The organism is Mycobacterium simulans, assembly GCF_900232995.1.
Taxonomy (GTDB): domain Bacteria; phylum Actinomycetota; class Actinomycetes; order Mycobacteriales; family Mycobacteriaceae; genus Mycobacterium; species Mycobacterium simulans.
The window spans coordinates 40548-50301 of the sequence record NZ_OCVX01000004.1 but is presented as its reverse complement, the minus strand read 5'-3'; the positions used below and the strand labels follow the sequence as shown (position 1 = coordinate 50301).

The window sequence follows — 9754 nt, the reverse complement described above, 5'->3', positions numbered from 1 at the left end:
CCCCCTGGGCCGCCGAGATTGCTGCCTTTGCCCCCGGCGCCCCCGGCGCCGCCGTTGCCGATCAGCCCGGCGTCGCCGCCGGCGCCGCCGGGCTGTCCGGTAGCGCCGGGCGCGCCGTTGCCGCCGTTGCCGTACAACAAGCCACCGGCGCCGCCGGCCTGGCCCGGCGCCGTCGCGTCGGTGCCATTGCCGATCAGTGGGCGCCCCAGCAGCAAATTGGTGGGCGTGTTAATCACGTCGAGCGCCTGCTGCTCCAAGATCTGCAGGACGTTGGTGGTCTCGGCTCTGGCATACACGCCTGCGCTGGCGTTCAACGCCTGGACAAACTGTTGATGAAACGCTTCCATCTGGGCGGTGAGCGCCTGATATGCCTGGGCCTCTTTGGAGAACAGCGCGGCGATGGCCGCCGACACCTCATCGGCGCCCGCCGCCAGTATCGCCGTCGTCGGAGTTGTCGCCGCCGCATTGGCCGCGCCAAGCGCCGAGCCAATATTCGCCAGATCCCCCGCCGCCGCAGCCAATATTTCCGGGACCGTCACCAGGTAGGACATTGCAGCACTCCCACCCGGTCATCCTTGACCGCAGTACATTAAAGAGTATCGCCGTCGCCACGGCCTGAGTTTGCCAATCCGGAACTTTTCGCAAGTCGTTATTCGGAGCTGCCGAGCGCACCCACTGGCCGGGTCGAACTACGCTGACTGCAAATGGCTTTGGGGGGTGGCCCGTCGTCTCGAAATACATCACGCCCCATTACCCGGGTTTCACGGTGGCGAACGCCCAAGGTCTGTTCACTCCCGAGGCGTTCTATCCGCTCACCGGCATCAAGGATTTGACCCCGAATGTGTCTGTGGCCGAGGGCGTTACGATTTTGGAAAGCGCTATAAAGCAGCAAGTCGACGCGGGCAATAACGTTGCCGTTGTGGGCTTCTCGCAGAGCTCCATCATTTCGTCGCTTTGCGCCGGGTCGACCGATGCCAGGCTCGACATCTCGGCATTCAAGGCGGTGGCGAAGTCGTTTGCGCTGTCGTCGATTCAGTCGATTCAGCCGTCGTCGTTCAGCCCGCCGCCGATCACCAATGTCGCGAATACCCTCGCGAGCGCGATCTCGACCAGTTACGCGGTTCTGCTTCCGACGGCAGACTTCGTGACTGCCGCCGTCGTATCTGTCCCGGCGTATGACCTCCACCTCTTCGCGAACGCGATCTTGCAAGCGCTCGGTGGTGACCCGTATGGGCTGGTCAGGGCGATCGGCGACCCGATCGCCGCCGACACCGCGCTGTTCTCGATCGCTGCCGGTTTCGAAGCGATCGTCCTTATAAATGCGGCGCAGTCGATAATCCGGGATCTGAGCGGTCTGACATAGCGCCGAACTCAGTTCTCCCACGATACGAGCATTGATACCTATATCGCAAGATATAGCGTTGACCAAGGCCGGTCGGTTTCTTACACTTCTTGCATAGCGGGCCAATATGCCCGTATTGCGGGAATAGGTGAACGATCATGACGACGACGCAGCGGGCGCCCAGCATGGCCATGAGGCTGTTCAGCGTGCAGGACAAGTCAATCCTGATCACCGGCGCGACCGGTTCACTCGGCAGCGTTGCGGCCAGGGCGCTAGCTGAAGCGGGGGCGCGGCTGACCCTGGCCGGCGGCAACGCCGCGGGTCTAGCCGAACTGGTCGAAGACGCCGGCATCGCAGACGCCGCGGTGGTCACGCGCAGGCCCGAAACCCCGGTGGACGCGCGGGCCATGGTCGAAGCGGCGATTGCCCGCCACGGACGTCTCGACGGGGTGCTGGTGGCCTCGGGCAGTAATCACGTCGCACCCATCACGGAGATGGCGGTCGAGGACTTCGACACCGTGATGGACGCCAACCTGCGCGGCGCTTGGTTGGTGTGCCAAGCCGCCGGGCGAGTGCTGCTGCGGCAGGGCGGAGGAGGCAGCGTCGTCCTCGTCTCCTCTGTTCGCGGTTCGCTGGGTCATGAGGCGGGCTACAGCGCATACTGTCCTTCGAAGGCGGGCACCGACCTGCTGGCCAAAAGCTTGGCCGCCGAGTGGGGCGCCGCGGGCATCCGGGTAAATGCTTTTGCCCCAACGGTTTTCCGGTCGGAGTTGACCGAGTGGATGTACGCCGACGACGCGAAGGCACGCGTGACCCGCGACGCGATGTTCGCCCGAATCCCGTTGCGCCGCTTCGCCGAGCCCGAAGATTTCATCGGCCCACTGATCTATCTGCTCAGCGACGCGTCCAGCTTCTACACCGGCCAGGTGATGTATCTGGACGGGGGCTATACAGCATGCTGAGCTCCCACGGGTTTTCCCGCGCGGCGGTCGTTGGAGCCGGTCTAATGGGTCGCCGGATCGCGGGCGTCCTGGCGTCGGCGGGTTTGGATGTAGTCGTCACCGACACCAACACCGAAATCCTTGACGCCGCAGCGGTGGAGGCTCGCGAGGTGACCGGTGCCGGTCGTGGCTTGGTCACCGCCGTTGCCGATCTCGCGGCCGCGGTACGGGGTGCTGACCTAGTGATCGAGGCCATTGTCGAAAACCTGGCTATCAAGCAAGAACTCTTTGAACGCCTGGCTGCGTTTGCGCCGAGGGCGGTGCTGGCGACCAACACTTCGGTGCTTCCTATTGGCGGCGTTGGTGAGCGGGTGGACGACGGCAGCCGCGTGATCGGGACGCACTTTTGGAATCCGCCGGACCTTATCCCGGTCGTCGAGGTGATACCCAGTGCACGAACCACTCTGGAGACCGCGGACCGCGTTGTTGCCCTGTTGACTGATGCCGGCAAGTTGCCGGTGCGTGTCGGACGCGACGTACCAGGATTTATCGGCAACCGCCTGCAGCATGCGTTGTGGCGCGAGGCGATCGCGCTGGTTGCCGAAGGCGTGTGCGATGCGCGAACCGTGGACCTGGTGGTACGCAACACAATCGGGCTGCGACTGGCGACTCTTGGGCCATTGGAAAACGCCGACTACATCGGATTGGACCTCACCCTGGCAATTCATGACGCGGTGATCCCAAGCCTCAATCACGATCAGCACCCCAGTCCGTTGCTACGCGAACTGGTCGCCGCCGGACAACTCGGAGCGCGCACCGGTCACGGCTTCCTCGACTGGCCCGCCGGGGCCCGCGAGGCCACCGCCGCGCGGCTTGCTCGGCACATCACTGCGCAGCTTGAAAACAGAAGGGAGACAAAGCCATGAGTCTCACTTGGCCCCTCGGTAAAGCCGAGTCACAGTTGCAGTTCTACGACTTGTCGCACCCGTGGGGACACGGTGTGCCGGCGTGGCCGTACTTCGAGGATGTCAAGATCGAGCGACTGCACGGCATGGCCAAAAGCCGTGTGCTCACCCAAAAGATCACCACCGTCATGCATTCCGGCACCCACATCGACGCGCCGGCACACGTGGTCGAAGGCACGCCGTTCCTGGACGAGATCCCGCTAAGTGCCTTCTTCGGCACCGGAGTCGTGGTCTCAATCCCGAAGAACAAGTGGGAAGTCGTTACTCCCGAGGATCTCGAAAAGGCCGGGCCAGAAATCCGGCCCGGCGACATCGTCATCGTCAACACCGGATGGCACCACAAGTACGCCGACAGCGCCGAGTACTACGCCTACTCGCCAGGCTTCTACAAGGAAGCCGGCGAATGGTTTGCGGCCAAAGGGGTTAAAGCCGTCGGCACCGACACCCAGGCCCTGGACCACCCGCTCGCAACGGCGATCGCCCCGCATGGCCCCGCGGCAGCGCAGGGCGGCCTGTTGCCTTGGGCGGTGCGCGAATACGAAGAGCTGACCGGCCGCAGGGCGCTCGACGACTTCCCCGAATGGGAGCCCTGCCATCGGGCCATTCTGTCCAAGGGCATCTACGGGTTTGAAAACGTCGGCGGCGACCTGGACAAGGTCACCGGTAAGCGCGTCACCTTCGCCGCGTTCCCGTGGCGCTGGGTCGGCGGCGACGGCTGCATTGTGCGGCTGGTGGCGATCGTCGATCCGGCCGGCAATTACCGAATCGAGACCGGGCAGGCGGCCTGACCATGAACGTGACGCGCGTATCCGAAGCTCCAACGTATGTGGCGCCCGCGCACCACGATGTGTGCACGATGCGGCTGCAGGGACTCGAAGAGAATGCCCCAACCCAAGAGGAAACCGTCTACGTGGTGCTCGACGGTGCGTTGGTTGTCACCACTCTCGGCGCCGAGACCGTGTTGGGCCGGCTCGACAGCATGCATCTGGCCAAAGGCGAAGTGCGGTCTGTATATACCGTTCGGACCGCGATGCGCTGCTGATGGTCACCGTCGCACACGCACCATCGGAGAAGTCATGAGCGTCGTCATTACCGTCGCCCCGACCGGGCCCATTGCCACCAAGGCCGATAACCCCGCATTGCCGACGACTCCGGAGGAAATCGCGACCGCCGTCGAGCAGGCATATCGGGTTGGCGCCGCGGTGGCGCACATCCATCTGCGGGACGAATATGAAAGGCCCACAGCGGATCTCAGGGTTGCTAGGCGGGCCATGGACCTCATCAGCGAGCGGTGCCCGATCCTGATCCAGATGTCCACCGGGGTCGGCCTGACGGTGCCATTCGAGGAGCGCGAGAAACTGGTAGAGCTAAGGCCGCGGATGGCCACGCTCAACCCGTGCTCGATGAGCTTTGGCGCCGGCGAATTCCGCAATCCACCGGATGCCGTCCGTCGGCTGGCGGCGCGCATGCGCGAGCTGGACATTAAACCGGAACTTGAGATCTACGACACCGGGCATCTCGAGGCCTGTCTACAGCTCTGGGAGGAGGGGCTGCTGGCCGAGCCTTTGCAGTTCAGCATCGTGCTTGGAGTGCGGGGTGGGATGGCGGCCACCGCCGATAACCTGCTGACGATGGTGCGTCGGCTCCCGCCTGGGGCTGTGTGGCAGGTCATTGCGATCGGGAGGGCCAACTTGGAGCTGACTGCGATGGGGCTTGCCCTGGGCGGTAACGCACGTGTGGGGCTGGAGGACACCTTGTACGTGCGCAAGGGTGAGCTGGCGCCGGGCAATCTGGCGCTGGTGCAGCGCACGATGCGCCTTGCCGAAGCCTTGGACTTGCCGGTTGCCTCCGTCGAGGAGGCCGCGGCGCTGTTGTGTTTGCCCGGAGATCACTCGTGAGCGTCAACTCCGAAATTCAGGACGCCCGAAGCGGCATCCAGGTTATTGCCCGTGCGGCCGAGATACTTCGGGTGCTGCAGGCACACCCAGGTGGGCTCAGCCAGGCCGAGATCGGCGAGCGGGTGGGCATGGCTCGCTCGACGGTGAGCCGAATTCTCAACGCGCTGGAAGACGAGGGCTTGGTTGCCGAGCGCGGGGCCCGCGGCCCCTACCGGCTCGGCCCGGAGATCGCACGCATGGCTTCGACGGTTCGACTTGGCGTCGTGACAGACATGCACCCGTTCTTGACGCAGCTGTCGCGCGAGCTGGACGAAACGGTGGACCTGTCGATGCTGAATGGGGATCGGGCCGACTTCATCGACCAGGTCGTGCCGCTGCGGCGGTTGCGGGCCATGAGTGCGGTGGGCGAGGCGTTCCCGCTGTACTGCTGCGCAAACGGCAAGGCGATGTTGGCCGCGCTGCGGCCCGAGCACCTGTCTTCGGCCTTGCCCGGTCGACTGGTGCCGCTGACCGCGAACACCCTCACCAGCGTGGCGGCGTTGCGTGAGGAACTCGATCGCATTCGCGTGGAAGGCGTCGCGTATGACCGAGAGGAGCAGACCGAAGGCATCTGTGCGGTGGGTGCCGTGCTGCAAGGGGTGAGCTCGGAGTTGGTCGCCATCAGCGTGCCGGTTCCGGCGCAACGGTTCTACGGCCGCGAAGGGGAGTTGGCTCAGGCGCTGCTCGCCTGGGTTGGGAAAGTGAACGCAGTGTTCGAGGCGAGGGAGGTTTGAGATGTCAGAATCCTTGCGCGACAAGCTAGTTGGGGCGTGGGAGTTGGTGTCCTATGTGGAGCGGGACAGCGTTGATGGCCCGGTTCGGTACCCGCACGGTGAGGATGCGCAGGGGTTGATCATGTACACCCCCGACGGTTACATGTCGGCTCAGATCCAGTCGGCGGGACGGCCGGACTACGACCGGCCGGTGGCCAGCGGCGGTAGCACCGAGCAGGCCGCGGCCGCGGCGCTGGGATACCTGGCCTACAGCGGGCGGTACTTCGTCGACGAGGCTTCCGGTGATATCCGGCATGAGGCGAAGCTATCCCTAGTGCCGAATTATCTGGGTCAGTTCCATCTGCGGCATAGCGACCTCGAGGGTGACCGTTTGACCCTGTCGTCGGAGTTGACCCTGCCCGATGGGCGGACGGTGTACTCGTCGCTCCTGTGGGCCCGGGCTGCGGGGGCCGGCTCGCAGGTCGCGTAGTGGGGTAGTAGTGCCGCTGCGGTAGGCTGTCGACCTGCCGCCGGTAGTTTCGGTGGCACCGGGCTGTGGCGCAGTTTGGTAGCGCACTTGACTGGGGGTCAAGTGGTCGCAGGTTCAAATCCTGTCAGCCCGACCAAAGAAGTAGCAGGTCATGCCTCGGGACATCGTTGACAGGTGTCCCGAGACATGATTACACCGTGAGCCTGTTTTCTGGCGAGTTTCCGCATTTGACGCCGCGGGGTTGGTAGTCGCGGTTTGGACAGGCCGATGTGGTGTAGGCGGCCGTTGTAGCGCAGGGGGGATGACGCCGGCGGCATCGATGCGGTCGTGGCGCGCCCGGTAGTGCGGTGGGATCGGATGGTGTTGTAGTAGGTCAGGAAGTCATCGAGTTGGGGCTGCAGGTCGGCAATGGTGTGGGCCGGCGGCATGATCGCGACGCGCGAGCTCGTGCGCGGGAAAGCGCCAGCGAAGCAACCGGATTCGCCGGTCGCGACCGGCCGGCGCGCCGACCACGGTCAGGCTCGTGAACTTCTCCGGGCGGCATCGGGGCTAGGTAGTTGGCCGCTCGCCTGATGTCGTTCACCCAAATCGGTCGTGCCCGGATCGGCATTGAGCACGACGGTGGCCACCATCGCTGGGGCTCGTTGCGTGACCTGTGCAGAAGACTACGGCTGCCCATTCGCTCCGTCTTCGCCCAGCAGTAGCCCGCCTTTTCCGCCGGCACCGGGGGCGCCGTATCCGGACTCCGAGGGTGCGCTGCCACCGTTGCCACCGTTGCCGCCATCACCCACCAGGTGGGCGCTACCGCCATCCCCGCCTTTACCCCCGGTGCTCAGATCGAAAATAACGTCGCCACCGGCGCCGCCATCGCCACCGCTACCGAACAACGCGCCCTTGCCGCCGTTGCCGCCGTTGCCGCCCATCCCGACCGCAGCGAACCCGCCTGACCCACCGGCTCCACCGACCCCACCAAAGCCCCAGAGGAAGCCCGCATCTCCGCCGGCGCCGCCACTGCCGCCAAGGGTTGCGCTGGCGCCGCCCGCGCCGGCGTCACCACCATCACCGACGATCACACCGCCGTGGCCGCCATCCCCACCGTCGCCGCCGATGCTGAAGCCCGCACCACCGATACCACCGGCCCCGCCAGAACCAAACAGTCCCGCACTTCCGCCAGTACCGCCGGCGCCGCCGGCGGAAGGCTGACCATTACCTCCGGCACCGCCGGTCCCGCCAAAACCCAACAGCAGCCCGCCGTTGCCGCCCCTCCCGCCGTTCCCGCCGTCCTCGCCGCCGCTCCCGCCGTTACCTCCGTCGCCACCAGACCCGAGTAATCCGGTGTCACCACCGGCACCGCCGGCCCCGCCATTGCCGGGCTGGCCGTTGCCGCCCACACCTCCGACACCTCCGGAGCCATAGAGCAGACCGCCGCGACCACCGGTGCCACCGTCCCCACCGGAACTTCCCTCACGTGCGCCAAGACCGCCCGCTCCACCAGCCCCGCCGTCGCCAAAGAGACCCGCCGAACCGCCTGCCCCGCCAACACCCGCGATTGCGGCACTGCTGACGCCCCCGTTGCCACCGGCCCCGCCATTGCCGAACAGACCGCCCGAGCCACCTGCCCCACCAGCTCCGCCATTGGATAGTCCGGTGCCCCCGGCACCTCCGGCACCACCGCTGCCGAACAAGTCGGTCAATCGACCAAGCACCTGCGGCCAGGACGGCGCCGACCCAGCTGCGGGATGGCGAGACGTCCCAGGAGCGGAAGCCTCAGATGACGGAGCCACGCGCCGATGGTCCCACGACACGACCCGCCAACGAGAACCCCACATCAACTGGCGCCAAGCCCTTATCGGCATCCACATAAGCCCACAACCGTCCCGCCTGCGCCGCCAGCGCCGCCGCCGACTTGCCCGACACCACCCACGGCAGCACCGAGGAGCCCACTTCGGAAACCGACTCAACCTCGGCTAACTCCGGCAGGGCCTGCTCAATGATCACATGCGCATTGGTGCCACTAATCCCGAACGAGGACACCCCCGCCCGCCGCGGGCGGCCATCCTCGGCCGGCCAGAGCCGGGACTCGGTAAGCAGACGCACCTGACCGGACGACCAATCCACATGTGGTGTCGGTTCATCCACGTGCAACGTCGCCGGCATCACCCCATGGCGCATTGCCTGGATCATCTTGATTACCCCGGCGACACCCGCCGCCGCCGCGGTGTGGCCCATGTTCGACTTGATCGACCCCACCCACAACGGATGCTCCGGCGGTCGGTCTTGCCCGTAAGTAGCCAACAGTGCCTGGGCCTCAATCGGATCGCCCAACGTCGTACCCGTCCCATGAGCCTCTACCACGTCGACCTCGGCTGCCGACACCCCCGCGTTAGCCAACGCCGCACGGATCACCCGCTGTTGAGATGGTCCATTAGGTGCGGTCAATCCGTTGCTGGCCCCATCCTGATTGATTGCGCTGCCACGGATTAGCGCTAACACCGAACGCCCATCGCGGCGAGCATCCGACAACCGCTGCAGCACTAACACTCCCACGCCCTCGCCCCATCCCACCCCATCAGCGTTGGCGCCAAACGCTTTACACCGCCCGTCAGGCGCGATGCCCCGCTGCCGCGAAAAACCCACGAAGATGGCCGGAGTGGCCAGCACCGTCGCCCCACCGGCCAACACCACGTCACATTCCCCAGATCGCAACGATGCCAAGGCTAAATGCAATGCCACCAACGACGACGAGCACGCCGTATCCACTGACACCGCCGGGCCCTCCAACCCCAACGTGTAAGCGATACGCCCCGAGGCCACACTGGCCTCCGAACCGGTCAACCCTTCCAACCCCTGCAGTTCCTGCCCCATCCCGTATTCGGGATTCATCATCCCGATAAACACACCCGCGGCTGAGCCCCGCAGCGACACGGGATCAATGGCTGCGTGTTCCAACGCCTCCCACGAACACTCCAGCAGCAGTCGTTGCTGAGGATCCATCGCCAACGCCTCACCCGGGACGATCCCGAAAAACCTGGCATCAAAGTCCGCGGCGTCATACAAAAACCCGCCCTGCTGGCAGTACGTCTTGCCCGCCGCGTCCGGATCAGGATCAAAGAGCCCCTCCAGGTCCCAACCCCGATCGGTGGGGAATTCCGAAACCGCATCGCCATAGCGAGCCACCAGGTCCCACAACCCACCCGCCGAATTCACCCCGCCGGGATACCGGCACCCTATTCCTACGACAGCTACCGGCTCGTTGGACCGCGCGATCAGTGCATCGTTCTGCCGCTTCAGCCACTCCAACTGTGTTACCGCTTTTCGAAGGGCTTCGGTCGCCTTAAAGAGTTGCGTATCCATTTCTCTCCGGAG

Annotated in this window: 9 protein-coding genes, 1 tRNA gene and 2 pseudogenes; 9 read left to right on the top strand and 3 right to left on the bottom strand. The window is 65.3% G+C overall.

The features are described 5' to 3' along the window. The coding region (locus MSIMFI_RS29285; RefSeq protein WP_191498273.1) for a PE family protein at nucleotides 1-551 on the bottom strand (551 nt) is incomplete at its 3' end. 215 nt (nucleotides 552-766) lie between these two features. Here MSIMFI_RS29285 and MSIMFI_RS16460 point away from each other — a divergent pair. The 9 genes and pseudogenes from MSIMFI_RS16460 to MSIMFI_RS16420 all read left to right on the top strand — a co-directional run bounded on the left by MSIMFI_RS16460 (nucleotide 767) and on the right by MSIMFI_RS16420 (nucleotide 6524). Then, a complete protein-coding gene (locus MSIMFI_RS16460; protein WP_224770285.1) occupies nucleotides 767-1363 on the top strand; it encodes a PE-PPE domain-containing protein in 597 nt (198 codons plus the stop codon). Between the two features lie 137 nt (nucleotides 1364-1500). Beyond that, nucleotides 1501-2304, top strand: coding sequence for an SDR family NAD(P)-dependent oxidoreductase (locus MSIMFI_RS16455; protein WP_191498272.1), 804 nt, complete (start codon nucleotides 1501-1503; stop codon nucleotides 2302-2304). Then, nucleotides 2298-3209: a 3-hydroxyacyl-CoA dehydrogenase family protein gene (locus MSIMFI_RS16450; RefSeq protein ID WP_191498271.1), complete on the top strand. Its 912-nt coding sequence runs from the start codon at nucleotides 2298-2300 to the stop codon at nucleotides 3207-3209. Before MSIMFI_RS16455 ends, MSIMFI_RS16450 begins: the two co-directional genes overlap by 7 nt. Continuing rightward, the gene (locus MSIMFI_RS16445; protein WP_191498270.1) at nucleotides 3206-4036 is read left to right on the top strand and encodes a cyclase family protein; all 831 of its coding nucleotides are present in this window, start codon (nucleotides 3206-3208) and stop codon (nucleotides 4034-4036) included. Before MSIMFI_RS16450 ends, MSIMFI_RS16445 begins: the two co-directional genes overlap by 4 nt. A 2-nt stretch (nucleotides 4037-4038) precedes the next feature. Beyond that, nucleotides 4039-4328 (top strand): annotated as a pseudogene (locus MSIMFI_RS16440) (cupin domain-containing protein). Continuing rightward, nucleotides 4325-5146 (top strand): BKACE family enzyme, encoded by an 822-nt coding sequence (locus MSIMFI_RS16435; RefSeq protein ID WP_186243082.1) that lies wholly within the window; start codon nucleotides 4325-4327, stop codon nucleotides 5144-5146. Before MSIMFI_RS16440 ends, MSIMFI_RS16435 begins: the two are co-directional and overlap by 4 nt. Further along, nucleotides 5143-5919 carry an IclR family transcriptional regulator gene (locus tag MSIMFI_RS16430; protein ID WP_191498269.1) on the top strand — a complete coding sequence of 259 codons (777 nt, stop codon included), beginning with the start codon at nucleotides 5143-5145 and terminating at the stop codon, nucleotides 5917-5919. The genes MSIMFI_RS16435 and MSIMFI_RS16430 overlap by 4 nt, the downstream gene beginning before the upstream one ends. Before the next feature lies 1 nt (nucleotide 5920). Further along, nucleotides 5921-6388, top strand: a complete 468-nt coding sequence (locus MSIMFI_RS16425; RefSeq protein WP_191498268.1) for a lipocalin-like domain-containing protein — start codon at nucleotides 5921-5923, stop codon at nucleotides 6386-6388. Nucleotides 6389-6447: 59 nt separating this feature from the next. Further along, nucleotides 6448-6524: transfer RNA gene (locus tag MSIMFI_RS16420), tRNA-Pro, on the top strand. Nucleotides 6525-7053: 529 nt separating this feature from the next. Here MSIMFI_RS16420 and MSIMFI_RS16415 read toward each other — a convergent pair. Together MSIMFI_RS16415 and MSIMFI_RS16410 are read right to left on the bottom strand one after the other, a co-directional pair. After that, entirely contained in the window at nucleotides 7054-8193 is a 1140-nt protein-coding gene (locus MSIMFI_RS16415; RefSeq protein WP_449870807.1) for a hypothetical protein, read from the bottom strand. Then, nucleotides 8192-9742, bottom strand: a pseudogene (locus tag MSIMFI_RS16410) (type I polyketide synthase); the annotation flags it as partial. The gene MSIMFI_RS16415 and the pseudogene MSIMFI_RS16410, both read right to left, overlap by 2 nt. Nucleotides 9743-9754: the final 12 nt, after the last annotated feature.